Annotated in this window: 25 protein-coding genes; 13 read left to right on the top strand and 12 right to left on the bottom strand. The window is 70.0% G+C overall.

From position 1 onward, the window contains the following. The first annotated feature begins 53 nt into the window (after positions 1-53). From BKN37_RS04385 to BKN37_RS04370, 4 genes are all read left to right on the top strand, one after another. Entirely contained in the window at positions 54-1,061 is a 1,008-nt protein-coding gene (locus tag BKN37_RS04385; RefSeq protein WP_071022143.1) for a VWA domain-containing protein, read from the top strand. A gap of 66 nt (positions 1,062-1,127) precedes the next feature. Next, on the top strand, positions 1,128-1,880 hold the full coding sequence (fabG1, locus tag BKN37_RS04380; RefSeq protein WP_165618289.1) for a 3-oxoacyl-ACP reductase FabG1: 753 nt from the start codon (positions 1,128-1,130) through the stop codon (positions 1,878-1,880). Positions 1,881-1,895: 15 nt separating this feature from the next. Continuing rightward, positions 1,896-2,705, top strand: coding sequence for an NADH-dependent enoyl-ACP reductase InhA (inhA, locus tag BKN37_RS04375; RefSeq protein ID WP_071022136.1), 810 nt, complete (start codon positions 1,896-1,898; stop codon positions 2,703-2,705). Beyond that, positions 2,706-3,719, top strand: coding sequence for a ferrochelatase (locus BKN37_RS04370; protein ID WP_071022132.1), 1,014 nt, complete (start codon positions 2,706-2,708; stop codon positions 3,717-3,719). On the opposite strand, the gene BKN37_RS04365 is transcribed toward BKN37_RS04370, so the two are convergent. After that, a complete protein-coding gene (locus BKN37_RS04365) occupies positions 3,716-4,558 on the bottom strand; it encodes a hypothetical protein (protein ID WP_071022129.1) in 843 nt (280 codons plus the stop codon). The genes BKN37_RS04370 and BKN37_RS04365 overlap by 4 nt on opposite strands. A 58-nt stretch (positions 4,559-4,616) precedes the next feature. Between BKN37_RS04365 and BKN37_RS04360 the strand changes: the two genes are divergently transcribed. From BKN37_RS04360 to BKN37_RS04345, 4 genes are all read left to right on the top strand, one after another. Then, a complete protein-coding gene (locus BKN37_RS04360; RefSeq protein WP_071022126.1) occupies positions 4,617-5,051 on the top strand; it encodes an NfeD family protein in 435 nt (144 codons plus the stop codon). A 25-nt stretch (positions 5,052-5,076) separates the two neighbouring features. Next, a complete protein-coding gene (locus tag BKN37_RS04355; protein ID WP_071022123.1) occupies positions 5,077-6,288 on the top strand; it encodes an SPFH domain-containing protein in 1,212 nt (403 codons plus the stop codon). 96 nt (positions 6,289-6,384) lie between these two features. Continuing rightward, entirely contained in the window at positions 6,385-6,744 is a 360-nt protein-coding gene (locus tag BKN37_RS04350; RefSeq protein WP_071022120.1) for a DoxX family protein, read from the top strand. Continuing rightward, the gene (locus BKN37_RS04345) at positions 6,741-7,706 is read left to right on the top strand and encodes an NAD(P)H-dependent flavin oxidoreductase (protein WP_071022117.1); all 966 of its coding nucleotides are present in this window, start codon (positions 6,741-6,743) and stop codon (positions 7,704-7,706) included. The genes BKN37_RS04350 and BKN37_RS04345 overlap by 4 nt, the downstream gene beginning before the upstream one ends. Positions 7,707-7,728: 22 nt before the next feature. On the opposite strand, the gene BKN37_RS04340 is transcribed toward BKN37_RS04345, so the two are convergent. The 8 genes from BKN37_RS04340 to BKN37_RS04305 form a co-directional block, all read right to left on the bottom strand. Continuing rightward, on the bottom strand, positions 7,729-7,881 hold the full coding sequence (locus tag BKN37_RS04340) for a zinc transporter permease (protein ID WP_071022112.1): 153 nt from the start codon (positions 7,879-7,881) through the stop codon (positions 7,729-7,731). Between the two features lie 48 nt (positions 7,882-7,929). Continuing rightward, the gene (locus BKN37_RS04335) at positions 7,930-8,490 is read right to left on the bottom strand and encodes a hypothetical protein (protein WP_071022109.1); all 561 of its coding nucleotides are present in this window, start codon (positions 8,488-8,490) and stop codon (positions 7,930-7,932) included. Beyond that, positions 8,487-8,963: a nitroreductase family deazaflavin-dependent oxidoreductase gene (locus BKN37_RS04330; protein ID WP_071022105.1), complete on the bottom strand. Its 477-nt coding sequence runs from the start codon at positions 8,961-8,963 to the stop codon at positions 8,487-8,489. Before BKN37_RS04330 ends, BKN37_RS04335 begins: the two co-directional genes overlap by 4 nt. A 15-nt stretch (positions 8,964-8,978) precedes the next feature. Next, positions 8,979-9,599 carry a TetR/AcrR family transcriptional regulator gene (locus tag BKN37_RS04325; RefSeq protein ID WP_071022102.1) on the bottom strand — a complete coding sequence of 207 codons (621 nt, stop codon included), beginning with the start codon at positions 9,597-9,599 and terminating at the stop codon, positions 8,979-8,981. 141 nt (positions 9,600-9,740) lie between these two features. Next, positions 9,741-10,307 carry a NifU family protein gene (locus tag BKN37_RS04320; RefSeq protein WP_071022098.1) on the bottom strand — a complete coding sequence of 189 codons (567 nt, stop codon included), beginning with the start codon at positions 10,305-10,307 and terminating at the stop codon, positions 9,741-9,743. Next, positions 10,304-12,214 carry a ferrous iron transporter B gene (feoB, locus tag BKN37_RS04315; protein WP_071022095.1) on the bottom strand — a complete coding sequence of 637 codons (1,911 nt, stop codon included), beginning with the start codon at positions 12,212-12,214 and terminating at the stop codon, positions 10,304-10,306. Before feoB ends, BKN37_RS04320 begins: the two co-directional genes overlap by 4 nt. After that, the gene (locus BKN37_RS04310; protein ID WP_242657074.1) at positions 12,211-12,495 is read right to left on the bottom strand and encodes a FeoA family protein; all 285 of its coding nucleotides are present in this window, start codon (positions 12,493-12,495) and stop codon (positions 12,211-12,213) included. Before BKN37_RS04310 ends, feoB begins: the two co-directional genes overlap by 4 nt. Positions 12,496-12,693: 198 nt before the next feature. Beyond that, positions 12,694-13,440 carry a TVP38/TMEM64 family protein gene (locus BKN37_RS04305; RefSeq protein ID WP_071022091.1) on the bottom strand — a complete coding sequence of 249 codons (747 nt, stop codon included), beginning with the start codon at positions 13,438-13,440 and terminating at the stop codon, positions 12,694-12,696. Positions 13,441-13,605: 165 nt separating this feature from the next. On the opposite strand from BKN37_RS04305, the gene mutA reads away from it, so the two are divergent. The 4 genes from mutA to lipL are packed head-to-tail and all read left to right on the top strand — an operon-like array spanning position 13,606 to position 20,064. Further along, positions 13,606-15,468, top strand: coding sequence for a methylmalonyl-CoA mutase small subunit (mutA, locus tag BKN37_RS04300; RefSeq protein WP_071022086.1), 1,863 nt, complete (start codon positions 13,606-13,608; stop codon positions 15,466-15,468). 5 nt (positions 15,469-15,473) lie between these two features. Next, positions 15,474-17,756 (top strand): methylmalonyl-CoA mutase, encoded by a 2,283-nt coding sequence (scpA, locus tag BKN37_RS04295; protein WP_071022083.1) that lies wholly within the window; start codon positions 15,474-15,476, stop codon positions 17,754-17,756. Continuing rightward, on the top strand, positions 17,757-18,743 hold the full coding sequence (gene meaB, locus BKN37_RS04290) for a methylmalonyl Co-A mutase-associated GTPase MeaB (RefSeq protein ID WP_071022078.1): 987 nt from the start codon (positions 17,757-17,759) through the stop codon (positions 18,741-18,743). 52 nt (positions 18,744-18,795) lie between these two features. Next, positions 18,796-20,064 (top strand): esterase/beta-lactamase LipL, encoded by a 1,269-nt coding sequence (gene lipL, locus BKN37_RS04285; protein WP_071022074.1) that lies wholly within the window; start codon positions 18,796-18,798, stop codon positions 20,062-20,064. 17 nt (positions 20,065-20,081) lie between these two features. On the opposite strand, the gene BKN37_RS04280 is transcribed toward lipL, so the two are convergent. From BKN37_RS04280 to BKN37_RS04270, 3 genes are all read right to left on the bottom strand, one after another. Then, positions 20,082-20,420: a hemophore-related protein gene (locus BKN37_RS04280; protein WP_423212757.1), complete on the bottom strand. Its 339-nt coding sequence runs from the start codon at positions 20,418-20,420 to the stop codon at positions 20,082-20,084. A gap of 137 nt (positions 20,421-20,557) precedes the next feature. Next, positions 20,558-21,298, bottom strand: a complete 741-nt coding sequence (locus BKN37_RS04275) for a hypothetical protein (protein WP_071022071.1) — start codon at positions 21,296-21,298, stop codon at positions 20,558-20,560. 74 nt (positions 21,299-21,372) lie between these two features. Further along, positions 21,373-21,744, bottom strand: coding sequence for a hypothetical protein (locus tag BKN37_RS04270; protein ID WP_071022067.1), 372 nt, complete (start codon positions 21,742-21,744; stop codon positions 21,373-21,375). A 271-nt stretch (positions 21,745-22,015) separates the two neighbouring features. Here BKN37_RS04270 and pks2 point away from each other — a divergent pair. Further along, on the top strand, positions 22,016-26,743 hold a 4,728-nt coding region (gene pks2 / locus BKN37_RS04265; RefSeq protein ID WP_071022063.1), incomplete at its 3' end, for a sulfolipid-1 biosynthesis phthioceranic/hydroxyphthioceranic acid synthase.

Below are 26,743 nucleotides of genomic sequence, written 5' to 3'. Positions count from 1 at the left end.
GGGGCTTTTGCGTCTGCTCGCCGCACTGACCCGCACGAAGAGACAGGCCATTAATGACACTGCCGCTGCTCGGGCCAATGACACTGTCCGGTTTCGCCCACGCCTGGTTTTTCCTGTTCCTGTTCGTCGTCGTGGCCTTGGTCGCGCTGTATGTGGTGGTGCAGGCCGCGCGGCACAAGCGAATGCTGCGGTTCGCCAACATGGAGCTGCTGGAGAGCGTGGCGCCCAAACGGCCCAGCCAGTGGCGCCACCTGCCCGCGATTTTGCTGGTGTTGTCGTTGGTGCTGCTCACGGTGGCGATGGCCGGCCCGACGCACGACGTCCGGATCCCGCGTAACCGCGCGGTGGTGATGCTGGTGATCGACGTGTCGCAGTCCATGCGGGCCACCGACGTCGACCCCAGCCGGTTGGCCGCCGCGCAGGAGGCGGGTAAGCAGTTCGCCGACGAACTCACCCCCGGCATCAACCTGGGGTTGATCGCCTACGCCGGCACCGCGACGGTGCTGGTGTCCCCGACCACCAACCGGGAGGCCACCAAGGCCGCGATCGACAAGCTGCAGCTGGCCGACCGCACCGCCACCGGGGAGGGCATCTTCACCGCGCTGCAGGCCATCGCCACCGTCGGCGCGGTGATCGGCGGCGGCGACACCCCGCCCCCGGCGCGCATCGTGTTGGAGTCCGACGGCAAGGAGACCGTGCCGTCCAACCCGGACAACCCCAAGGGGGCGTTCACCGCGGCCCGGACCGCCAAGGACCAAGGTGTTCCGGTGTCGACGATTTCGTTCGGCACCCGGTACGGGTATGTGGAGATCAACGGCCAACGGCAGCCGGTGCCCGTCGACGACGATTCGCTGAAGAAGATCGCCGACCTGTCCGGCGGCAGCTTCTACACCGCGTCCAGCCTGGAGCAGCTCAAGGACGTCTACTCGACGCTGCAAGATCAGATCGGGTACGAGACGATCCGCGGCGACGCCTCCACCGGCTGGCTGCGGCTGGGCTCGCTGGTGCTGGCGCTGGCCGGGCTGGCGGCGCTGCTGATCAACCGACGGCTGCCGGAATAGCGCCTCGGCGCCCGGTACGCAGACTCGATTTCTGCGTTGCCACGCCGAGGCGATAAGTTGAGCAACGTGACTGACGTTGCTAACGAGAACTCCGAGGGTGGCAAACCGCCGTTCGTGTCCCGGTCGGTACTGGTCACGGGTGGTAACCGGGGGATCGGCCTGGCGATCGCGCGACGCCTCGCCGCCGACGGGCACAAGGTGGCGGTAACCCACCGCGGGTCCGGGGCGCCCGATGGTCTGTTCGGGGTCGAGTGCGATGTCACCGACAACGCCGCCGTCGACCGCGCCTTCAAAGAGGTCGAGGAACACCAGGGGCCGGTCGAGGTGTTGGTGTCCAACGCCGGCATCTCCAAGGATGCGTTCCTGATGCGGATGACCGAGGAACGCTTCGAGGAGGTCATCAACGCGAACCTCACCGGCGCATTCCGGGTCGCGCAGCGCGCCTCGCGCAGCATGCAGCGCAAGCGGTTCGGCCGGATCATCTTCATCGGTTCGGTCTCCGGCACCTGGGGGATCGGCAACCAGGCCAACTACGCGGCCGCCAAGGCCGGCCTGATCGGCATGGCCCGCTCGATCTCCCGGGAGCTGTCCAAGGCCGGTGTCACCGCGAACGTGGTCGCGCCCGGCTACATCGACACCGAGATGACCCGCGCCCTGGATGAGCGGATCCAGGCCGGCGCGCTGGACTTCATCCCGGCCAAGCGGGTCGGCACCGCCGAGGAGGTGGCCGGGGCGGTCAGCTTCCTGGCGTCCGAGGACGCCACCTACATCGCCGGCGCGGTGATCCCCGTCGACGGCGGCATGGGCATGGGCCACTAGGAGCAAAGGACTGACATGGCAGGCTTTCTGGAAGGTAAGCGGATCCTGGTCACCGGGATCATCACCGACTCTTCGATCGCGTTCCACATCGCCCGGGTCGCCCAGGAACAGGGCGCCCAGCTGGTGTGTACCGGGTTTGACCGGCTGCGGCTGATCGAGCGCATCCTCGACCGGCTGCCGGCCAAGCCGCCGCTGCTAGAACTCGATGTGCAAAACAACGAGCACCTGGACACCCTGGCCGCCCGGGTCACCGAGGTGATCGGGGAGGGCAACAAGCTCGACGGGGTGGTGCACTCGATCGGCTTCATGCCGCAAACCGGGATGGGTATCAACCCGTTCTTCGATGCGCCCTACGAGGACGTCGCCAAGGGCATCCACATCTCGGCGTACTCCTACGCCTCGCTGGCCAAGGCGGTGCTGCCCATCATGAACCACGGCGGGTCCATCGTGGGGATGGACTTCGACCCCACCCGCGCGATGCCGGCCTACAACTGGATGACCGTCGCCAAGAGCGCGCTGGAATCGGTGAACCGGTTCGTGGCCCGCGAGGTGGGTCCGCACGGCGTGCGGTCCAACCTGGTTGCGGCCGGGCCGATCCGGACGCTGGCGATGAGCGCCATCGTCGGCGGCGCGCTGGGTGAAGAGGCCGGCGAGCAGATGCGGCTGCTGGAGGAGGGCTGGGATCAGCGGGCCCCGGTCGGCTGGGACATGAAAGACCCCACCCCGGTGGCCAAGACGGTGTGCGCGGTGCTCTCCGACTGGTTGCCGTCCACCACCGGCACGGTCATCTACGCCGACGGCGGCGCCCACACGCAGCTGCTGTAGATGCAGTTCGACGCCGTCCTGCTCCTCTCGTTCGGCGGGCCCGAAGGGCCCGAGCAGGTGCGGCCGTTCCTGGAAAACGTCACCCGCGGACGCGGGGTGCCCCCGGAGCGACTCGACGCCGTCGCCGAGCATTACCTGCATTTCGGCGGCGTGTCGCCGATCAACGGCATCAACCGGGCCCTGATCGAGCAGCTGCGCGCCGAACTGGATCTGCCGGTGTACTTCGGCAACCGCAACTGGGAACCCTACGTCGAAGACGCCGTTGCGGCCATGGCCGACAACGGTGTTCAGCGCGCGGCGGTATTCACCACCTCGGCGTGGGGCGGGTTGTCCAGCTGCAGCCAATATGTCGAGGACATCGCCCGGGCCCGCGGGGCGGTCGGTGCGGGCGCCCCGGAACTGGTCAAGCTGCGCCAGTACTTCGACCATCCGCTGTTCGTGGCGATGTTCGCCGACGCCATCGCCGCGGCGGCCGAGACGTTGCCCGCCGCGCTGCGCGGCGACGCACGCCTGGTGTTCACCGCCCATTCGATCCCGGTGGCCGCCGACCAACGCCACGGCCCTTACCTGTACAGCCGCCAGGTCGGCTACGCCGCTCGGCTGGTTGCCGCCGCGGCGGGCTATGCGGACTACGACCAGGTGTGGCAGTCGCGCTCCGGGCCGCCGCAGATCCCGTGGCTGGCACCCGATGTCGCCGACCATCTCACCACGTTGGCCGGGACCGCGGCCGTCATCGTGTGCCCGATCGGTTTTGTCGCCGACCACATCGAGGTGGTCTGGGATCTAGACCACGAGTTGCGGCTGCAGGCCGAGGAGGCGGGCATCGCGTTCGCCCGCGCGGCCACTCCCAACGCCGACCGGCGCTTCGCCCGGCTGGCGCGAGAACTGGTCGACGAGCTGCGCTACGGCCAGGAGCCGGCACGGTCCCGTGGCCCAGAGCCGGTGCCCGGCTGCGGGTTTGGTGTCAACGGCGCGCCGTGTCGACCCCCGCATTGCGTGGCCGAACCCGCCTAAACCCGCCACGCGGACTGCACGATCGCGTTGACCGCGGCGATGCGCGCCGAGCGGACCACGGCGGCCAACGGACGCAGGGCGGTGCCGGCCAGTTGCGCGTCCGACGACGATTGCGCCCCGATCGGCATCAATCCTTCGACGGTGAGGATCGCATCGACGTGCGCGGCGTTGTCCAATACCCGCACTGCGCGCGGCGGGGCGTGGTCGGGAACCTGGTGATGCCGTGCCGTTTCCAGCACCTGCGCGACCAAGGCCCGCGGATCGTCCCCGGCGGCGTCGGTGCCGCCCAGCTCGATAGCGGCCAGCGCATCGGCGGCCGACCGCACCGCCGAGCGCAGCGCGTGTTCGGCCTCGCCCAGGTCGTGATGATCCAGGACCGGCGCGCCGGGCAGCGCATACACCGTCCAGGACAGCGTCTGGATCGCCGACGTGTTGTCGTCGGCGTCGTCGTGTTCGAAGTCGGGCACCAGCCCGATCGCGGTGTCGGAACCGTCGGGGTCGGCGACGAGCAGCGCCTCGCCGGCGGTCAGCGCGTCGCGTTCGAACTGCGTTCCGGCGGGGAGCCCGCGCACGTCGCCGGGCACCGGCAACACCATCGCGATCGCCGGCGCCGTGGGCCGGCCGGCGGCCGCGCGCACCGTCTGCAGCAGCGACATCACCCCCGCCTCGTGCACATCCGGCCACGGCAGGCCGGTGTTGCCGGCCGCGACGGCGTCGTAGGCAGTCACCGATTGTCTTGGCGCCCAAAGTGTTAGCGCGTCCAGAACATCGTCGGGCGCGGCCTGTCCGGCCAGCCAGGCATTGGCCCACACCGACAGGGTTGCGCTTGGGCACCACATGACGACGAGTCTAATATTGCCGCCCGTGCCAGACCCGTCGACGCGATAGGCTGGCGTTATGCCTGCCGCCCTGATCTGGCTGATCGTCGCGTTGGGTCTGGCTGGTGCCGAAGTACTGACCGGTGACATGTTTTTGCTGATGCTCGGTGGGGGCGCGCTGGCCGCCGCCGGAACCAGCGCGCTGCTGGACTGGCAGGTCTGGGCCGACGGCGCGGTATTCCTGGTGGTGTCGGTGCTGCTACTGGTGCTGGTGCGGCCCGGGCTGCGGCGGCGGCTCACCCCCGCGCCGGATACGACGACCGGTATCCAGGCGCTGGAAGGCAAGAGCGCGCTGGTGCTCGACCGGGTCGCCAGCCACCAGGGCCAGGTCAAGGTCGACGGCGATGTGTGGACGGCGCGGCCCCTCAACGACGGCGACGTCTACGAGCCCGGGGACAAGGTGACGGTCATGCACATCGACGGCGCCACCGCGGTGGTCTGGAAGAACGTCTAGAGAACGTCAAGGAGAAGGAGTTCCCATGGATGGCGCCGCTGCCGGTCTGGTGTTGCTGGTCGTCTTGGTGGTGTTCGCGGCCGTCGTGGTGGCCAAGTCGATCGCCCTGATTCCGCAGGCCGAGGCCGCGGTGATCGAACGGCTGGGCCGCTACAGCCGCACGGTCAGCGGGCAGCTGACGCTGCTGGTGCCGTTCATCGACCGGGTGCGCGCCCGGGTGGATCTGCGCGAGCGGGTGGTGTCCTTCCCGCCGCAGCCGGTGATCACCGAGGACAACCTGACGCTCTCGATCGACACCGTGGTGTATTTCCAGGTCACCAACCCGCAGGCGGCGGTGTACGCGATCAGCAACTACATCGTCGGCGTCGAGCAGCTGGCGACCACCACGCTGCGCAACGTGGTCGGCGGGATGACGCTGGAGCAGACGCTGACCTCGCGCGAGGTGATCAACAGCCAGCTGCGCGGCGTGCTGGACGAGGCGACCGGCCGCTGGGGGCTGCGGGTGGCGCGGGTGGAACTGCGCAGCATCGACCCGCCGCCGTCGATTCAGGCGTCGATGGAAAAGCAGATGAAGGCCGACCGGGAGAAGCGGGCGATGATCCTGACCGCCGAAGGCGCCCGGGAGTCGGCGATCAAACAGGCCGAGGGCCAGAAGCAGGCGGAGATCCTGGCCGCCGAGGGCGCCAAGCAGGCCGCGATCCTGGCCGCCGAGGCCGACCGGCAGTCCCGGATGTTGCGCGCCCAGGGGGAGCGGGCCGCCGCCTACCTGCAGGCGCAAGGCCAGGCCAAGGCCATCGAGAAGACGTTCGCCGCGATCAAATCCGGCCGGCCCACCCCGGAACTGCTGGCCTACCAGTACCTGCAGGTGCTGCCGGAGATCGCCAAGGGCGAGGCCAGCAAGGTGTGGGTGGTGCCCAGCGACTTCGGCTCGGCACTGCAGGGTTTCACCAAGCTGCTCGGCGCACCCGGGGAGGACGGGGTGTTCCGCTACCAGCCGTCGCCGGTGGAGAACGACCTGCCCCGACCGGAGGACGACTCCGAGGAGGTCGCCGACTGGTTCTCCACCGAAACCGATCCGGCGATCGTCGAGGCCGTCGCCAAGGCCGAGGCCGACGCCCGCAAGCCGGTGGACGGCACGGTGCCGCTGGCCCAGCCGCCCCGGCACCAGCAGCCGGTTCCCGGTGCGCTGCCGCCGCCGCAGCAGGCGCCCGGCGCCTACCCGCCGCCGGGGCAGTGAGACGGCCCGCCTGGCGTTGACTCTGCGCTGGGGGCGCAAAAGTGCGAGTAACCCCCGTCCTCAGCGCAGAGTCAATGCGGGTCGTAGAGTTTGATTATGGGCGCTTTGACCTCTCCGAAAACCTACGCCGCACTGGCCGCGTTCCAGGCCGGTGACGCGGTGGCGTGCGCGATCCCGATCTCCTACATCGCGAAAACCCTTGACGCACTGGGCGTCCCGGAGAATGTCCGGTGGGTGCTGCCGGTGTCGAAGGCCGCGTCGGTGATCGGCCTGCTCGCGGCGAGCCGCTTTCCGGCGCTGGCGCGGGTGACCACGGCGATGCTGACGCTGTATTTCGCGCTCGCGGTGGGCGCGCACATCCGGGCCAAGGACAAGGTGGTGAACACCATTCCGGCGGCGTCGTTCCTGGCGACGTATGCGGCGATGACGGTGAAGGGTCCGGACGCACCGCGATGACGCTGCCCACCGCGGCCACCGAACTGCTGGGCATCGACTATCCCATCGTGTCCGCGCCGATGGCCGGAGTCGGGGGAGGCGAATTGGCCGCCGCGGTCAGCGCCGCGGGCGGGCTGGGCCTGATCGGCGGCGGCTACGGCGACGAGACCTGGCTGCGGCACCAATTCGCGCTGGCCGACGGCGCCCGGGTCGGCTGCGGGTTCATCACCTGGGCGTTGGCGACCCAGCCGCGGCTGCTCGACGTGGCGCTGGGGTATCGCCCGGCGGCGGTGATGCTTTCGTTCGGCGACCCCGCGCCATTCGCGGACCAGATCCGGGCGTCGGGCGCGTCGCTGATCTGCCAGGTGCAAAACCTCGACCAGGCCGAGCGGGCGCTGCAGGTCGGCACCGATGTGCTGGTGGCCCAGGGCAGCGAGGCCGGCGGGCACGGCTACGGCCACCGCTCCACGATGACACTGGTGCCCGAGGTCGTCGACCTGGCTAACGGCACTCCGGTGCTGGCCGCCGGCGGGATTGCCGACGGGCGCGGGCTGGCCGCGGCGCTGATGCTGGGCGCGGCCGGGGTGCTGATGGGCACCCGCTTCTACGCCGCCGCCGAGGCATTGTCGACCGCGCACGCCCGCGACATCGTCGCGTCGGCCAACGGTGACAGCACCTGCCGCACCAGCGTTTACGACATTGTCCGCGGCCACCGGTGGCCGGAGGGGCAGCCGATGGCGGTGCTGCGTAACGCCTTCACCGACCGTTGGCACGGCGCCGAACCCGACCTGCGCGCGAACCTGGATGATGTTGTCGCCCAATACCAGCGGGCGGTGGCCGACGGCGACTACCGTATCGCCAACATCATCGTGGGTCAGGCGGTCGGGGTGATTCACGCGTCCGCGTCCGCGGCCGACATCGTGGCCGGGATCGCCGGTCAGGCCGCGGCGCTGCTCGGCCGCGACCTGACGGGTGGGGATTGACGGCGCCCAAAGCCGTTGCGGGTTAGTGCTCGTCGTAGTGGTCGCCGTGGGCGGCGTGCCGGTGGCCGTCGTGCAGGTAGTCCACGTGGTCGCCGTGCGGGATCGCCTCGTGGCCGCAGTCGGGGCCGTGGGTGTGCTCGGGGTGGGAGTGGGTCTGGTGGTCTGATTCAGTCATGCCCGCGACACTACCCAAAGAATGCGTACATAGCAATGTATGCATTCATCATGGGCGGCCGTCGGCCGGCACCAGGAAGCACACCAGCACCTTGACGAAGAGCAACACCGGCAGCCAGCCCAGCGCGGCCGGCAGCGGCAGCCAGATCAACCCAATCAGCGCCGCGGTCAGCGCCGCGCCGACGGCCACGGTCCGTTTGTGCTCGATCGGGGCGGATTCGATCACGGCCGCCGCACCCAGCAGCAGACCGGAGTTCGCGATCGCCCACACCCACCCGGTGCCGAACACCAGTGCCGGGACGACGAAGTAGGACGTGTGGACCAGCACAAACCCGAGCCGGAACCGGCGGGCATTCGCGCGGTGGTACCAGCGGTTGGCGGTGGGGGACGAGGTGGTGAAGATGCCGGCGATCAGGTCGACGATGATGACCGCCAGGACCGCGATCTGCAGCGCCGACCGGTCCCGCCACCCGCCCAGTTGCCACACATAGCCGGCGAGCAAGGCGGTGACGATCACGCTGCCGGCGACCGCCAGGAGGGTTTCGGTCCGGGGCCGCGGGGGCCCGAAAAAGCTGCGGCCCAACCCAACCCGCGCTTCGCGGGTGGTCATGACGCGGCGTCCAGTCGCAGTTCGACCAGCGGCAGCGGGGTATCGGTTTCGGTGACCTCGGTGCCGAGGGTCCGCTCGAGTACGGCCTTGAAACTAGCCCAGGCCCGGGGATGGCGAGCGATATAGCCGCCCAGGGTGCGGTCGGCCTCCCGCTGGTCGAGGACCCGCGCCGTGGCGGGGCGGGGCGGGTGACTTCCGGCATAGACCCGCACCCGCGGATTCGCCTGGATATTGCGAAACCACTGGGCGCGGTCACCGAAACCGGAGGCCACCACATAGCTGTCGGGCGTGTGGTGGTCCACGACTTCGAGGACTACGTAGCGGGGCGCCCCGGATTTACGCCCGATGTGCTCGAGCATCAACAGCCGCGGGCCGAGCAGCCCGCCGAGGCGGGCGCGGTAGAGCCAGATCGGGGCGCGCATCAGCCGGCGGGAGCGCAGGATCCGCGCGGTGGTGGTGGCGAGGGTGGACATGGGTGCCTCCTTGGGTCAGGTGTCGCCGACGAGTCCGTCGCGGTAGACGGCGAAAACCTCACCGGCCCAGCGCCTGATGCCCGCCTCCGACAACGGATCGACGCCGAGCACCTCGGTCAGCCGGGGCCGCAGGGTCAGCACCGCGAGGTCGTTGACCAGCAGGAAGGCCGCCCGGACATCGGGATCGTCGCCGTGGCTGGCGGTCCCGGCGGCGACCATCGCGTCGAGCGTGTCCCGGCTGAGCCGGTACAGCCGGTCAAACAGCGCCGCTCCCACCGCGCCACCGCCGACCAACAGCCGACTCACGTACGCCGGAATCGCCGAGCCCGGCGGCAGCAGGGCGGCGAAGCCGTCCAACAGGCTGGGCAGCGCGGCCGGGCCCACCCCGTTGGCGCCGGTCTGCTGGGTCATCTCGGTCAGCAGCGCTTCGAAGGTGGCGACGACGTGGTTGTCCACCGCCTCGATCAGCCCGTCCTTGGAGCCGTAGTGCCGCACCAGCAGCGCCGGGGAAACGCCCGCCGCGGCCGCGATGTCGCGCAGGGTGACGCCGTCGGGCCCGTGCTCGGCGAATAGCCGCAACGCCTCATCGCGGATCCGCGCCCGCGCGGTCCGGTCATCGGCGGAGAGTGAATGCATGTTTACAATTGTAAACAAATGTTTAGTCGCTCGGCAACGGGTGGACGGATCGCCCCCAGCGCCGAACGTGCGTCCAGGGCGGGATTTAGCCGGAAAAGCCGCCGTCAGTGCACGTTCGGCGAATGAGGCGCGAAGCTGGTCTCAGCGGACCACGAGTGTCAGCAACTTTTTGCCCAATGACAGGGCGGCCGAGCCGTTTTCGGCAACAACGCACACCTGATCGCCGAAGCGGCGGCGCAGGTCGCGTTGCAGCCTGTCGTGCAACGTCGAGCCGGCCGCGGGGCAGCCGGGGCAGGCGCGGGTCACCCGCACCCGCACCTGGTCCCCGCCCACCGCCACCAGCTCAACCGCCCCGCCGTGGGATGCGGCCAGCGCACCGATCGGTCCGGCCAGCAGCTGCCCGGTCACCTGCGCCAGGTCGGCGGCAGACCCGGACGCGTCGACCCGCCAGCTACCCGGACTCCCCAGGGCGTCACCGAGCGCCGCGCGGACCTCGTCGCCGCGGGCGCGCCAGCTGTGCCCGGCGCCCAGCGTGATCGCCACCTCCGCACGGCCCACCACCAGTTCCTCGATCACCGCACCGTCGAGCAAGGCGCCCAGCCGGCCCGGCGCGCGGAGCACCGTGCCACCGGCCGGCAGGTGCTCGGCGGGGATCACCCAGCGCAGTTGCTGCGGGTTGCCGGTCGCCACCGCATGCATCGGGATCATGCGCCCAGCCCCATCGCGATCGACCGGGCGGCGAACGCCATCACCCAGGCCAGCGCAAACATGTAGCCAAACGCGAACGCGGGCCACCGCCACGAGTTGGTTTCCCGGCGCATCACCGCGACCGTCGACATGCACTGCAGCGCATACATGAAATACACCATCAACGCGATCACCGTCGGCGCGGTGAACACCCGCTGGCCATGCTCATCGGTCAGGGTGGCCAACGCCGCACCCGGATCCTCGGGGTTGGTCGCCGCCGACACCTGGCCGAGGGTGGACACGAACACCTCCCGCGCCGACAACGACCCCACCAGGGCGACGTCGGTGCGCCAGTCGAAGCCCAGCGGGGCGAACACCGGCTCGATCGCCTTACCGACGTCGGCGGCGTAGCTGTGGTCCATCACGTAGGACGCCGCCGCGGCCGGCTCCAGCTGCGCGGTTTCCGCGGCGCGGGTGGGCAGGTTCAGCAGCACCCACAGCACCAACGAGGTGGCCAGGATGACGGTGCCGGCCTTCCGCAAGAAGATCTTCGCCGCGTTCCACATCGTGACCAGAACCGCTGTGGGGGAGGGGAAACGATACGGCGGCAGCTCCATGGTGAACGGCAGCAGATCGCTGCGCAGGATCGTCGACTTGAACACCCAGGCGGCGATCAACGCCGAGGTGCCCCCGCCGAGATACAGCAGAAACATGGTGACGCCCTGCGCGCTGAAACCCCACCACCGGGTGTGCGGCGCCACCAGCAACCCGACCAGCAGGGTGTACACCGGCAGCCGTGCCGAACACGTCATCAGCGGGGCGCTGATCACGGTGGCGATCCGGTCGCGTGACGACGGCAGCGTCCGGGTCGCCATAATCCCGGGCACCGCGCACGCGAACGAGGACAGCATCGCCACGAAGGCGCGGCCTTCCAGACCGGTGCGGGCCATCACCGCATCCATCAAGAACGCGGCCCGCGACATGTAGCCCACGTTCTCCAGCAGGGCGATCAGCAAGAACAGCAGCACAATCTGCGGGATGAACTGCAGCACCGTGCCGACACCGCCGATCACGCCGTCCCCGATCAGGCCGCGCAGCACGGGGTTGCCGACGTGCCCGGCGACTTGCTCACCTAGCCACCCGAGTCCGCGCGCCACCCAATCCTGCAGCGGCGCGGCGACGGTGAAGACGACCTGGAAGAAACCGAACATCACCGCGAAGAAGATGACGGTGCCCCACAGCGGGTGCAGCACCACCGCATCGATGCGGCCGGTGCGTCGGTCGTGGTGCGGGGCTACGTAATCGGCGGCGGCCAGCACCGAGGTGCCCCAGGCGTCGACGGCGTCGGCGTCGTCGGGGGGCAGCACCGGCGGCCGCGGCCAGGAGTCGATGGCGCGCAGTTGGGCGCGCAGCTTCGCGATCCCGGAGCCGCGGTGGGCGACGACGGCGGTCACCGGGATGCCCAGCGCGGTCGAGAGGGCTTCCAGATCGAGCCGGCCGCCGCGGGCGGTCAACTCGTCGGTCATGGTGAGCACCAGTTGGCAGGGCAGGTCCAGGCGCAGCACCTGCGCCACCAGCAGCACCGAGCGGCGCAGGGTGGTGGCGTCGGCGACCAGCACGATCGCGTCCGGGGGCTCGACGCCGTCGAGGTCGCCGGCGAGCAGGTCGGTCACCACCTGCTCGTCCGGGCTGATCGGGTCCAGGCTGTAGGTGCCGGGCAGGTCCTCGATCGCCAGCGCGACGTTCTCATCGGTGAGCGTGCCGACACTGCGTCCCACGGTGACACCCGGATAGTTGCCGGTCTTGGCGCGCAACCCGGTCAGGTGATTAAAGACACTGGTCTTGCCCGCATTCGGGCTGCCGACCAGCGCCACCCGCCGCGCCCCTGCCACAACAGCGCCGGCCGGCCGGTCGTGACAGGTGGTCATCGGTCGCCGTCCGGGACGACTTCGATCAACTGCGCCTCGGTGCGACGCAGGCACAGCTCGGTGTCTTGCACGCGGTAGATGGTGGGATCACCCAGCGGAGCCCGGCGGATCACGTCGACCCGGCTGGCCGGGCGAAACCCCAACTGCCGCAGCCGGGTGACCACCGCGGCCGCGGCCTGCGGCGTCGCGCCGACGATGGTGCCCCGCTGGCCGGGGGCCAGCTGGGCGAGCACCATCGCCGAACCCGGTTGCTGCGGCGAGCGCCGCGTCGCCCTGCGCATGGACCTGCCCTAACGTTAGATCGCCTTACCGATGTAAGGTACACCTAACTTCGGGGGTCGTCACCCGGCATTGGCGGCGCCCCTCGGCCGCACCGAGATCGACGTTTTCGTGCAAAAGTTCGAGTGCGGCGCTCCGAAACGTCGATCTCGACGCACGCGGGGCAGCCGCCCCACGGGCGGTTACCGCCCCGACGGCGCTCAGCGGGTGACCGCGGGCTCGGCGGGCTCCTCGATGGCGTCGGCCCGCGCCCGGTGCCGACGATGGCTGCGCACCTCGTAGACCAGCAGCGCGACCCCGACGGCGGCCGTGCACAGCGTCACCAAAAACAGCAGCGGGCTCACATCGCCGGTCAGCGCATTGCCGAGGACCACCACCGCGGCGGTGCCGGGCAGCAGGCCGACCAAAGTGGCCAGCGTGTAGGGCAGGGTGCGCACCGCCGACGCACCGGCCGCGTAGTTGAGCACCGCGAACGGCACCGCCGGGATCATCCGCAGCGACAAAATCGCCGGCCAGCCGCGCTGGCGCAGCCGGTCGTCGAGCGAATCGACGCGCGGGTGGCGCAGCACCCGGCTGAACTGCCAGCCCACCGCCCGCACCAGCAGCAGTGCGATCACCGCGCTGGCCGCGCTGGCGACCACCGCTAGCGTCACGCCCAGCACCGGCCCGAACAGCAACCCGGCGGCCAGGGTGAACACGGTGCGGGGAAACGGAAACACGGTGACCACGATGTGCGCGGCCAAAAACGCCAACGGAAACCACGGCCCCACCGAGGTCGCCCAGTCCCGCACCTGCACCGCCGTGGGCACCGGCACCAGCAGCGCCACCGCCACCAGGACCACGATCCCGCCCACCGTGGCCAGGATCCGGCGGCGGGGGAGTTGACGGACCGTCGCGACGGCCGCAGGCCACACGCCGCGCAGCGGCTGGGGGAGGCGGGACGTCACGGGCTCCAGGTTACGGGCCCAGGGTGAACAACTTGCGTCACGTGCGTGGAGTTTCGTGCCCCGGCGCCCCTCGCCCCGCACCCGCCGAGAGCCATCATTTAGCCTGGTTAACACGTGTCGGGTAGCACTGGAGCCGCTACTCGCGAGTAACAACAGGAGCCGCCGGTGTCAATCGACGTGTCCGCCGACTTGGAGCAGGCCCGCGCCCGATGGCGCACGGCGGTAGCCGGAGTGTTGGCCAAGAGTTCGCGGCGGGATCCGGTCGACCTCGGTGACGAGCCGGAGCGGCTGCTGGACACGGCCAGCGATGGGTTGGTCATCCGGCCGCTGTACACCGCGCTCGACGCGCTCCCGGAGCCGCCGCTGCCGGGCACCTGGCCGTTCGTCCGGGGAGGAGACGCGACGCGGGATGTCAATACCGGCTGGAAAGTCGCCGAAGCGTTTCCGATCAACGGCCAGGCGTCGGTCGCGGCGACCAACGGCGCGTTGCTGCTGGCCCTAACCGAGGGCGTCAGCGCGTTGGCGCTGCGTATCGGCGCCGACGGGGTGGCACCGACCGACCTGGACCGGCTGTTCGAAGGCATCTACCTGGAGTTGGTGCCGGTGGTCTTTGACGGCGCCGGCGGTGCCGACTTCACCGCCGCGGCCGACGCGGTGTTGGGCCTGGTCGAAAACCTCGAGGAAGCCAAGCACCAGACGCTGTCGGTCGATTTGGGTGCGGACCCGCTGACCGCGCCGCTCAGCGGGCGCCCGGCCCCCGCGATCGACGACGTGGTCGCGGTCGCGGCCCGGCTGGCCGGGCACCCGGGCGGGTTGCGGACCCTCACCGTCGACGGCCCGGCCTTCCACAACCTGGGCGCCGACGCGGCGTGGGAGCTCGCCGGCTGCCTCACCGCGGCCGTCGCCTACCTGCGGCTGCTGGGCGAATCGGGCCTCTCGGTGGCGGAGGCCTTGCGGCAGATCAGTGTCCGGCTGGCCGCCGACGACGACCAATTCATGACGATCGCGAAAATGCGGGCCGCCCGGCAGCTGTGGGCGCGGGTGGCCGAGGTGGTCGGCGAGCCGGACCGCGGCGCGGTCACCGTGCACGCGCAGACCTCGCTGCCGATGATGACCCAGCGCGATCCCTGGGTGAACATGCTGCGCACCACGCTGGCCGCGTTCGGTGCCGGGGTGGGCGGCGCCGACACCATCCTGGTGTGGCCGTTCGACACCGCCATTCCCGGCGGCTTCCCGGACACCGCGTCCAGCTTCTCGCGCCGGATGGCCCGCAACACCCAGCTGCTGCTGCTCGAGGAATCGCATCTGGGCCAGGTGTTGGACCCCGCCGGCGGGTCGTGGTTCGTCGAAGACCTCACCCAGCAGCTCGCGCAGCAGGCCTGGCAGCACTTCCAGGCCGCCGAACAGCGCACGGCGCGCGGCGGATTCGACGCCGCCCGCGCCTACATCGCCGAGCAGATCGCCGAGGTCGCCGCCCAGCGCGCCGACGACATCGCGCACCGGCGCACCGCGATCACCGGGGTCAACGAATACCCGAACCTGGCCGAACCCCCGCTGCCGCCGACCGAGTCGACCACCCCGGTGCGGCGCTACGCCGCGGAATTCGAAGCGCTGCGCGACCGCTCGGACGCCTACCTGGAGCGGGCGGGGTCCCGGCCCCAGGCGCTGCTGCTGCCGCTGGGCCCGCTGGCCGAGCACAACATCCGCAGCACCTTCGCGGCCAACCTGCTGGCCTCCGGGGGGATCGAGGCGATCAACCCCGGCCCGCTGGACGCGGCCGGGGTGGCCGCGGCGGTGTCGGCGGCCGGGTCGCCGACCGTCGCCGTCGTGTGCGGCACCGACGCCCGCTACGGCGCGGAGGCCGGTGAGGTGGTGGCCGCCGCCCGCGCCGCCGGCGTCGACCAGATCTATCTCGCCGGACCGGAAAAAGCGGTCGCCGACACCGAGCCCAAGCCCGACGCCTACCTGACCGCGAAAATCAATGCGGTGGAGGCGTTGTCGAATCTGCTCACCCGATTGGGGGCCTGAGGACGATGACCGTCAACGATGTCGCCGGCCAGCCGGCCGCGCAAACCGCCACCGCGGTACCCAATTTCGCCGACGTCCCGCTGCGCACTGGCCGGGCACCCGAGCCGGCCACCGAGGCGGCCGTCGCCGATCACGTCGCCGCCGCCGCGTCCGCGCACGGCTACACCCCCGACCAACTGGACTGGCACACCCCCGAAGGCATTGTCGTCAAACCGGTGTACATCGCCGCCGACCGGGACGCGGTCGTCGCCGATGGCTATCCGTTGGACAGTTTTCCGGGGGAGTCGCCGTTCATCCGGGGGCCCTACCCGACGATGTACGTCAACCAGCCCTGGACCATCCGCCAGTACGCGGGGTTCTCCACCGCCGCCGAATCCAACGCGTTCTACCGGCGCAACCTGGCCGCCGGGCAGAAGGGTCTGTCGGTGGCGTTCGATTTGGCCACCCACCGCGGCTACGACTCCGATCACCCCCGGGTGCAGGGCGACGTCGGAATGGCCGGGGTGGCCATCGACTCCATCCTGGACATGCGGCAGCTCTTCGACGGGATCGACCTGAGCGCGGTCAGCGTGTCGATGACGATGAACGGCGCGGTGCTGCCGATCCTGGCGTTGTATGTGGTGGCCGCCGAGGAGCAGGGGGTGCCGCCGGAGAAGCTGGCCGGCACCATCCAGAACGACATCCTCAAAGAGTTCATGGTGCGCAACACCTACATCTATCCGCCCAAGCCGTCGATGCGGATCATCTCCGACATCTTCGCCTACACCAGCGCCAAGATGCCGAAGTTCAACTCGATCTCGATCTCCGGCTACCACATCCAGGAAGCCGGCGCCACCGCGGATTTGGAGCTGGCCTACACGCTGGCCGACGGGGTGGACTACATCAAGGCGGGCCTGGACGCCGGCCTGGACATCGACAAGTTCGCCCCGCGGTTGTCGTTCTTCTGGGGCATCGGGATGAACTTCTTCATGGAGGTCGCCAAGCTGCGCGCCGGCCGGCTGCTGTGGAGCGAGCTGGTCGCCCAGTTCAACCCCAAAAGCGCGAAATCGCTGTCGCTGCGCACCCATTCGCAGACCTCGGGCTGGTCGTTGACCGCCCAGGACGTCTACAACAACGTGGCCCGCACCTGCATCGAGGCGATGGCCGCCACCCAGGGCCACACCCAGTCGCTGCACACCAACGCGCTGGATGAGGCGCTGGCGCTGCCCACCGACTTCTCCGCGCGCATCGCCCGCAACACCCAGCTGCTGCTGCAGCAGGAGTCGGGCACCACCCGGCCGATCGACCCCTGGGGCGGTTCGTACTACGTGGAGTGGCTGACCCACCAGTTGGCGCAGCGGGCCCGGGCGCACATCGCCGAGGTCACCGAGCACGGCGGGATGGCGCAGGCCATCAACGACGGCATCCCCAAGCTGCGCATCGAGGAGGCCGCCGCCCGCACCCAGGCACGCATCGACTCCGGGCGCCAACCGCTGATCGGGGTCAACAAGTATCAGGTCGACGAAGACCACGAGGTCGAGGTGCTCAAGGTCGAGAACAGCCGGGTGCGCGCCGAGCAGCTGGCCAAACTCGAGCAGCTGCGCGCCGAGCGGGATCAGGGCGCCTGCGAGGCCGCGTTGGCCGAGCTGACCCGCGCGGCCGCGGCCACCGGCCCGGCCGGGGACGACGGATTAGGCAATAACTTGATGGCGCTGGCCATCAACGCGGCCCGGGCCAAGGCCACCCTGGGGGAGATCTCCGACGCGTTGGAGAAGGTTTACGGTCGTCATCAGGCGGAGATCCGTACCATCGCCGGGGTCTACCGCGACGAAGTCGGGAAGGGCAGCAACATCGCCAGCGCCACCGAATTGGTCGAGAAGTTCGCCGAAGCCGACGGCCGCCGACCCCGCATCCTGGTCGCCAAGATGGGCCAGGACGGGCACGACCGCGGCCAGAAGGTGATCGCGACCGCGTTCGCCGACATCGGATTCGACGTCGACGTGGGCTCGCTGTTCTCCACCCCGGACGAGGTGGCCCGCCAGGCCGCCGACAACGACGTGCACGTGGTCGGGGTGTCCTCGCTGGCGGCCGGACACCTGACCCTGGTACCCGCGCTGCGCGACGCGCTGGCCGAGGTCGGCCGGCCCGACATCATGATCGTGGTGGGTGGGGTGATCCCGCCCGGTGACTTCGACGAGCTGTACGCCGCCGGCGCGACCGCGATCTTCCCGCCCGGCACGGTCATCGCCGACGCCGCGATCGGATTGCTGGAGAAGCTCGCCGATCGCCTCGGCTACCACCTGCAGTAGATGACCGCGAAGGACAACACCGTCGAAGAGTTGGCGGCGGCGGTGCGCAGCGGGGACCGTTCGGCGCTGCCGCGCGCCATCACGCTGGTCGAGTCCACCCGCGCCGACCATCGCGAGCAGGCCCAGCAGCTGCTGTTGGAGCTGATGCCGCAGGCCGGCAACGCCCACCACGTGGGTATCACCGGGGTGCCCGGGGTGGGCAAGTCGACCACCATCGAGGCGCTCGGCATGTATCTGATCGAGCAGGGGCACCGGGTCGCGGTGCTGGCGGTGGATCCCTCCTCGAGCCGCACCGGCGGCTCGATCCTGGGCGATAAGACCCGAATGCCGCGCCTGGCCGTCCATCCGGACGCCTACATCCGCCCGTCGCCGACCTCGGGCACCCTGGGCGGGGTGGCCAAGGCCACCCGGGAAACCATCGTGTTGCTGGAGGCCGCCGGCTTCGACGTGATCCTGGTGGAGACGGTCGGCGTCGGGCAATCCGAGGTGACGGTGGCCCAAATGGTGGACACCTTCGTCTTTTTGACCCTGGCCCGCACCGGCGACCAGTTGCAGGGCATCAAAAAGGGTGTCCTGGAACTGGCCGACGTCGTCGTGGTGAACAAGGCCGACGGGGCGCACCTGGCCGAGGCCCGGGCGGCGGCCCGGGAACTCGCCGGCGCGATCCGGCTGATCTATCCGCGCGAAACCCTGTGGCGGCCACCGGTTCTGACCATGAGCGCGCTCGAAGGAACCGGGCTGCCGGAGATGTGGGACACCGTCGAACGGCATCGTCGGGTGCTGACCGAGGCCGGCGAATTCGAGGCGCGCCGCCGGGCCCAGCAAGTCGACTGGACCTGGCAGATGGTCCGCGACACCGTGCTGGACCGGGTGCTGTCCCATCCCGCGGTGCGCCAGATCCGCGCCGAGCTGGAACGGCAGGTTCGGGACGGGGAGCTGACGCCGGCACTGGCCGCTCAGCAAATCCTCAACGTCGCATCAGGCTAACAGTTAGGTAACGTCAGTTTTGTTTGCGAACCAGGCAGGTAGATTCGAAATCATGAGGCAACGACGCCTTGCAGAGCGCCACCTGGACCTGCCCCGCGGCGTACGCGGTGCGGCGGATCCCCACTTCGCCTGCGCGGTGCGCAGCTTCGCCGCCCTGTTCCCCGGGCGCCGCTTCGGCGGTGGGGCACTGGCCGTATATCTGGACGGTGAGCCCGTCGTTGATGTGTGGACGGGCTTCTCGGACCGCCGCGGCGAGGTCCCATGGTCGGCCGACACCGGCACCATGGTCTTTTCGGCGACCAAGGGCGTGGCCGCCACGGTCATCCACCGACTGGTCGACCGCGGGCTGATCGACTACGACGCGCCGGTCGCGCACTACTGGCCCGAGTTCGGTGTCCACGGCAAAGACACCCTCACCGTGCGCGAGATGCTGCGGCATCGGGCCGGGCTGTCCGAACTGCACGGCGTCAGCAAGGCGGACTTGCTGGACCACGTGGCGATGGAGCAGCGGCTCGCGGCGGCCCCACCCGGGCGGCTGCTGGGCAAACCCGCCTATCACGCGTTGACCTTCGGGTGGCTGCTGTCGGGGCTGGCGCGCGCCGTCACCAGGCTGGGCATGCGGGAGCTGATCCGCGACGAGGTCGCGGCCCCGTTGGGCACCGACGGCCTGCATTTGGGCCGGCCCCCGGTCGACGCGCCCACCCGGGTGGCGCAGATCATCACGCCGCAAGGCACCCTGGCCAACCCGGTGTTCAACTCGCTGGCACCGCGGATCGCCGCGCTGCCGCTGTCCGGCATCTTCGGCGCCACGTACTTTCCCGGGATGAGAGCCGTGGTGCAAGGCGACATTCCGCTGTTGGACGCCGAAATCCCGGCGGCCAACGGGGTAGCGACCGCCCGGGGGCTGGCCCGGATGTACGGCGCGATCGCCAACGGCGGCGCCATCGACGGCATCCAGTTCCTGTCCCCGGAACTGGTGGCCGGGCTGACCGGTCGGCGCAGCCTGCGGCTGGACCGCAATATGGTCATGCCGCTGGCGTTCCATCTGGGCTACCACGCGGTGCCGGTGCCCGGGGTGCTGCCCGGCTTCGGCCACGTCGGGCTGGGCGGCTCGCTGGGCTGGGCGGATCCGGCCACCGGGCTGGCGTTCGGCTTCGTGCACAACCGGCTGCTCACGCCGTTCGTGTTGGCCGACCATGCCGGGTTCGTCGCAACCGGCGCGCTGTTGCGCCGGGGCGCCGCCGACGCCCGCAAACACGGGTTCACGCCGGTGGCCGACTTCGGAGCGCCGTACCCGGAACCGGGCGAAGCCGCCGGCTAGGGGCCCGCCCGGTCCGCTCAGTAGTTGTTACAGGAGCCGGCGACCTGCTGGACAAGCCCGAAGTACTGCTGCGCCTCGGGCATGGCCTGCACCTGCTGGGCCATCCGTTGCCGCTGGTCGGGCGGCGAGGCGAGGAACCGGCGCAGATAGCCCTGGGCCATCGGTGACGCGTTGAGTTGCGCGGCCGCGTTCGGGTCTTGCGCGTTGATGGCGGACACCACCTGCGAGTAGTTGCAGGTCGTGTTGATGATCGGACCCAGATCGGGGTCCGCCGATGCGATCCCGGCGCCGGCGGTCAAGGACACTGCCAAGCCGCCAACCGCGACGGCCAGCCTGGTCAATGAGATTGTCACCATGCTTGGACACCTTCCAACTAGTGGGCCGTCGAACCCAGACATCGACGACATCGAGCCGAGTCGCTGGTCGTTAGCCAGGCTAGCAGGATAATCGGCGGGGTGCTTACACCGAAAGACGCGTGTGGCGGGTCAACCGTTTACAGCTGCACCCGGGGCCGCTGGAACCACCGCATCTTCTGTCGCCACGCCTGCGCCGACGCCACCGCGCAGATCGAGCCGGCGATACAGGCGAACAGCCAGACCAGCCGCCCGCCCTCCACGGCCTGGATCTGCTTGTCGACGGCGGTGACGGCGCGGACCACACAGGCCAGGATCGCGCTGGTCGCGCCGAGAACGTAGATGTTGGCGACGCGCCGCGACCGGGGGTCTTTGCGCAGGATCAGTAGCGCCCGCGACGCGTAGCCGAGCAGGTAGATCAGCATGGCGGCCAGCAGCACCCAATACAGGCTGAGCCACCCGTCGGTGGTCAGCTGGAAGAAATCGGGCCGATAGGTCTGGGCGGCGTTGCTCAACGAGAAGGTGATCAGCAGCACCGGGATGCATATCGTGGCGGGGCGCTCCACAAACTGGCGAAATGACTCCTGCATGGTGTCGTCGTCGGCGAGCCGGCCCAGCGCGTGGTAGATGATGGCGGTGGCCGCGACGATGAAGCAGTCGTGGGCGAGGAAGTCCTCCAGATTCCAGCGGCCGGTCAGCCGGTGCAGGAAGGTACCGATCGTCTCGGAGGCGATCGGCGACGCCAGCACCACCGCGCACCCCTGTAGGGCGACGTTGACGGTGGCGGCGACCTCCCACCGGGACCGCCAGGTCACCCGCCGGATCCACAGACTCCATGCAATGGCCGCGATGGTGAACCCGATCAGCGCGGTAACTGCCATAGACGAAGCCTGCCCTTAAGTGCTCAGCCCCCCATGACTTGTGTCACCTTACACGAGCGGTGACTTGTGTCACGTTACACGGGCGGCGCATCGGTGCGGGGCCGCATCTCGGACAACTTCTTGCGCCGCGGTGCGCCGACGATGACGTCGGTGGTCGCGGATCCGGCCGGCGCCGAGCGCAGTCCCTCGATCTCCTCGGCCAGCGCGGTGATTTCTTCCGGGTCGAGCAGCCGGTACCGGGTCAACAGCTCGGCGCGGTTGATGCCCAGGTTGGTCGCGGCCTTGCGCAGGTTATCCGCTGTGATCAGCGTTCCCTTATCCAACTGGTCGTAGTAGGTGGAGCGGCGCAGGTTCATCGCCGTCCAGATCTCTTCTCTGCTGAGTGTCCGGCCAGCCAGATATGACAGCACCACGGCGAGGTCTTTGCCGGTGTCATCGGGATACATGCATGTAACAATATCCGAATATTTGGCCCATTGATCCAATGGGTTCGCTATGAACCTCGGTCTGCCCTGCTCATGACTGCATTCCCGTGGCTTCATCCGTAGTTCCGGAGCAAAGGTCCAATTTGTTGGACTGCGGTGCTAGCATCGGCCGCTATGCGGGGACACCCTTTCCCTGCGCCGTAAGTGGACTCATGCTCGCTTACTGCCGAGCAAGGGATGAGGAGATTTGGTCTTGGGCAAACCGCATGCTGCTCCCGTTGCGGTCATCGGTATGGCGTGCCGCCTCCCGGGCGGGATCGACTCCCCCGAGCAGCTGTGGGAAGCGCTGGACCGTGGCGACGATTTCGTCACCGAGATTCCAATTGAGCGCTGGGACGCCGACGAGTATTACGATCCGGAGCCCGGGGTGCCGGGCCGGTCGGTGTCGCGCTGGGGCGCGTTCCTCGACGATATCGCCGGCTTCGATCCCGCGTTCTTCGGCATCAGCGAGCGCGAAGCGATCGCAACCGACCCGCAGCACCGTCTGTTGCTGGAAACCGCGTGGGAGGCGGTCGAGCACGCCGGTATCGAGCCGGCGCGGCTGGCCGGATCGCGGACCGGGGTGTTCATCGGATTGACCCACGGCGACTACCAACTGGTGGCTGCCGATGCGCACGCCATCGAAGGCCCCTACGGGTTCACCGGCAACAACTTCAGCCTGGCCTCGGGGCGGATCGCCTACGCGCTGGGACTGCACGGTCCGGCCTACACCGCCGACTCGGCCTGCTCGTCGAGCCTGCTGGCCGTGCACATGGGCTGCCGCAGCCTGCACGACGGGGAAAGCGACCTCGCGCTGGTCGGCGGTGCCTCGATCATGCTGGAACCCCGCAAAATGTCCTCCGGGTCGGCGCAGGGCATGCTCTCGGGCACCGGCCGCTGCCACGCCTTCGACGTCGCCGCCGACGGCTTCGTGCCCGGCGAAGCCTCGGTCATGCTGCTGCTCAAACGCTTGGACGACGCGCAGCGGGACGGGGACCGGGTCTTGGCGGTGGTCCGCGGTAGCGCCGCCAACCAGGACGGCCACACCGTGAACATCGCGACACCATCCCGGGACGCCCAGGTCGCGGTGTATCGGGCGGCGCTCGACGCCGCCGCCGTCGACCCGACCACCGTCGGCATGGTGGAGGCCCACGGCACCGGCACCCCGGTGGGCGACCCCATCGAGTACGCGAGCCTGGCGGAAGTCTATGGAATCGACCATCCCTGCGCGCTGGGATCGGCGAAGACCAACTTTGGCCACGCGCAGTCGGCGTCCGGCGTGGTGGGACTGATCAAAACGGTTCTCGCGCTGCAACATGCCGCGGTGCCGCGGAACCTGCATTTCACCCGGATGCCCGACGAGATGGCGCGCATCAGCACCAAACTGTTTGTGCCGCAGGCCACCACCGACTGGCCCGGGGACGTCGCCGGGCCGCGGCGAGCGGCGGTATCGTCCTACGGCCTATCCGGCACCAACGTGCACGCCATCCTGGAGCAGGCGCCCACCGCCGAACAAGAGCGGCCGGGCCCCACCCGGGCCGCCGAGTCGCTGCTGTTCCCGCTGTCCTCCACCTCCGCCGACGAGCTGCGCCGCACCGCGCGCCGGTTGGCCGACTGGGTGGACAGCCGCGCCGACGAGCTGGTGATCGAAGACCTGGCCTACACGCTGGCGCGTCGGCGGGCGCACCGCCCGGTCCGCACCGTGGTGCTCGCCGGCGACGCCCCGCAGCTGGTCGCGGCGCTGCGCGAGGTCGCGGACGGTGACACCCCCTATCAGGACGCGGTGGCCCACGGCGACCGGGGCCCGGTCTGGGTGTTTTCCGGTCAGGGCTCGCAGTGGGCCGGGATGGGAGCACAGCTGCTGGCCGGCGAACCGGTGTTCGCCGCGACCGTGGCCGCGCTGGAGCCGCTGATCGCCGCGGAGTCCGGTTTCTCGGTCACCGCGGCGATGTCGGCACCCGAAACCGTCACCGGGATCGATCGGGTGCAGCCCACGGTGTTCGCCATGCAGGTCGCGTTGGCGGCAACGCTGAAGTCCTACGGCGTCACGCCGGGAGCGGTCATCGGGCATTCGATGGGCGAGGTCGCCGCGGCGGTCGTCGCCGAGGCGCTGACGCTGGCCGACGGGGTGGCGGTGATCTGCCGCCGCTCCCGGCTGATGGCCGGCATCGCCGGATCCGGCGCCATGGCATCGGTGGAACTGCCTGCGCAGCAGGTTCTTTCGGAACTGGCTGCCCGCGGCGTGACCGACGTCGTGCTCTCGGTCGTCGCGTCGCCGCAGTCGACGGTCGTCGGCGGTGCGACGGAGTCGATCCGCGCTTTGGTCGCGGAGTGGGAGCAGCGCGGGCTGATGGCGCGCGAGGTCGCCGTGGACGTCGCGTCCCACTCGCCGCAGGTCGACCCGATTCTCGACGAGCTCACCGACGCGCTGGCCGATCTCGCGCCGACGGAGCCAACGGTGCCGTACTACTCGGCCACCCTGTACGACCCGCGCGACCCGGCCGACTTCGACGCCTACTACTGGGTCGACAACCTGCGCCACACGGTGCGGTTTTCGGCGGCCGTGCAGGCGGCGATGGAAGACGGCCACCATGTGTTCGGGGAGCTGGCGCCGCACCCGCTGCTGACCCACGCCGTCGACCAGACGGCCCAGGCGCTCGACCTCCGGCTGGCCGCACTGGCCAGCATGCGGCGCGGGGTGGAGCTGCCGGACGGGCTGCGCGGCTTTGTGGCCGACCTACACAGCGCCGGGGCGGCGGTGGACTTCGCCGCGCTGTATCCCGCCGGGCGGCTGGTGGACGCGCCGCTGCCGACCTGGACCCATGTCCCGCTGATGCTGATCCCGGACGATCCCGAGCACGCGCACGGCGGCGCCATCGTCGCCGTCCATCCGCTGCTCGGTGCCCATGTGCACCTGCCGGAGGAGCCGGAACGGCACGTGTGGCAAACCGATGTCGGCACGACCGCGCAGCCGTGGCTGGCCGACCACCAGGTGCACCAGGTGGCCGCGCTGCCCGCGGCGGCCTACTGCGAGATGGCGCTGACAGCGGCGCGCACCGTGTTCGGTGAACCAGCCGAGGTGCGGGACATCACCTTTGACCAGATGCTCTTGCTGGAGGACCGAACGCCGGTTTCGGCCACCGCCGCGGTGACGGCTACGGGTGTCGTCGACTTCGCCGTCGAGACCCATCAGGACAGCGTCGTGACCCGGCGCGCCGCCGCGGTGCTGCACCCGGTCGACGACGACGGCCCGCCACCGCCCTACGACATCGCGGAACTGCTTGCCGCCCACCCCCATCGGGTCGACGGCGCCGAGATGCGTGGGTTCTTCGCCCAGCGCGGGATCGGGTACGCCCCCGCGTTCGCCGGCCTGGTCGCCGCCCACACCCCCGACGCTGCCGCGGACACCGTGCTGGCCGAGGTCGCCCTGCCCGGCTCCATCCGGTCACAGCAACGCGCCTACACGGTCCACCCCGGGCTGTTGGACGCCTGCTTTCAGGCCGTCGCGGCGCACCCCGAGCTGAGCGGCGACAGCTCCGGCGAGTTGTTGTTGCCGCTGGGGGTGGGTCGGCTGCGGGCCGTGGCCTCCACCCGCAACGCCCACTACTGCTACGCCAGGCTGACCAGCATCAGCCCCACCGAAGTCGACGCCGACCTCGAGGTCTTGGATGCGACCGGGGCGGTCCTGCTGACGGTGACCGGGCTGCGGCTGGGCAGCGGCGCCTCGGCCAGCGGGCGCCGGGCTCGGGTGCTCAACGAGCGGCTGCTGACGGTGGACTGGCGGCAGCAGGAGCCGCCCCAGGCCAGCGGCGCCGACGCGGGGGCCTGGCTGGTGATCGGCAGCTCCGACAGTGCGGACCTGGTGGCCACCTCGGTGGCCGACGAGTTGAAACGCAATGACGCCGAGGTCACCACGATGGTTTGGCCGCAGCGCGCTGACCACGCCGCGGCCGCCGACCGGCTGCGGCGCGAACTTGCCACGACCGCGTTCACCGGTGTGGTGGTCGTGACCGCACCGGACGACAGCGCCGCCGAGGACACGACCCCGGTTCGGGGTCAGCTGGCCGTGAGCCAGCTGACCCACATCGCCCGCGAGGTCGCGGAAACCCCTGGCGGGCCGGCGCGGCTGTTCGTGCTGACCCGCAACACCCAGACCGTGCTGGCCGGTGACGTGGCCAACCTGGAGCAGGCCGGGCTACGCGGGCTGATGCGGGTGATCGGGATCGAGCATCCGGCGCTGCGCGCCACCCAGATCGACGGCGATGACGCCCTTGACACCGCGCAACTGGTGGCGCAATTGCTGTCCGGATCGGACGAGGACGAGACCGCCTGGCGGGGCGACCGCTGGTTTGTCGCGCGGCTGAACCTGAGCCCCTTACGTCCCGACGAGCGGCACACCACCGTCGTCGACCACCAGCGTGACGGGATGCGACTGCAGGTGCGCACCCCGGGGGACCTGCAATCCCTGGAATGCACCGCGTTCACCCGGGTGCCGCCGGGACCGGGCCAGATCGAGGTCGCGGTCACCGCCTCCAACCTCAACTTCGCCGACGTGCTGGTCGCCTACGGCCGGTATCCGAGCTTCGAGGGGCGGCTGCCGCAGCTGGGTGCCGACTTCGCCGGCGTGGTGACGGCGGTCGGGCCGGGAATCACCGATCACCAGGTCGGGGACCGGGTGGCCGGCATCTGCGCGACCGGCGCCTGGAGCACGTTTGTCACCTGTGACGCGAACTTGGCGGTCCGGCTGCCCGACGGGATACCCGAAGACCGGGCGGCCGCCGTGCCCAGCGCGCACGCCACCGCGTGGTACGGCCTGCACGACTTGGCCCGGATCTCCGCGCGCGACAAGGTGTTGATCCACTCCGCGACCGGCGGGGTGGGGCAGGCGGCCATCGCGATCGCCCGCGCGGCGGGGGCGGAGATCTACGCCACCGCGGGTAGCCCGCAGCGGCGGGACCTGCTGCGCAACATGGGTATTGAC

It is taken from the genome of Mycobacterium talmoniae, from assembly GCF_001854525.1.
Lineage (GTDB): Bacteria > Actinomycetota > Actinomycetes > Mycobacteriales > Mycobacteriaceae > Mycobacterium > Mycobacterium talmoniae.
Note: the sequence above shows the minus strand (reverse complement) of the source record. Positions and strands in the feature narration are given on the sequence as shown.